Below are 461 nucleotides of genomic sequence, written 5' to 3'. Positions count from 1 at the left end.
CAATAGTTTTTCCAGTTTTTCATTCTTCGTGTCTCCATTTTGCTCCATGAATTTGATTCTCGTATGCGATTCCGGTTCGCGCTCAAACCAAAGCGGGATACCGAAACAGGAGTAATCTATCACTTCTGGGTGGTGGGATATGAGAACGACTTGCTCTAAACTTTCATCTTCGCCGCAGTTGTCAACAAACAGGCGCAGCCACGGCTGGATTTCTGCAATGGATATAAAATTGTCCGGCTCGTCAATAAAGAGGCATGCGTTTCTGCCCTTGTTTCCGATGATAAGCGCATATACAGCGATGAGCATTCGCTGCCCTTCGGAGAGTGAGGCGAAAGGATAGGCGTGTGCTTTTGCGTCATTTAAAGCCTGAAAATTCGCCTTTAATATACGACGCTCACCGGCAGGCGCAGAATTGAGTTCTTTGAAACCGGAAAGAGAGTTCGGAAGCTCGGCTTCCATTT

Annotated in this window: 1 protein-coding gene; it reads right to left on the bottom strand. The window is 46.9% G+C overall.

The window, feature by feature from the left end:
• Positions 1-461: AAA family ATPase (locus tag AWU74_RS08275; protein ID WP_162505104.1), on the bottom strand; the 461-nt coding region annotated here is incomplete at both ends.

Source organism: Treponema endosymbiont of Eucomonympha sp. (assembly GCF_001028545.1).
The sequence above is the reverse complement of the archived record's forward strand: the minus strand, read 5'-3'. Positions and strand labels throughout refer to the sequence as shown.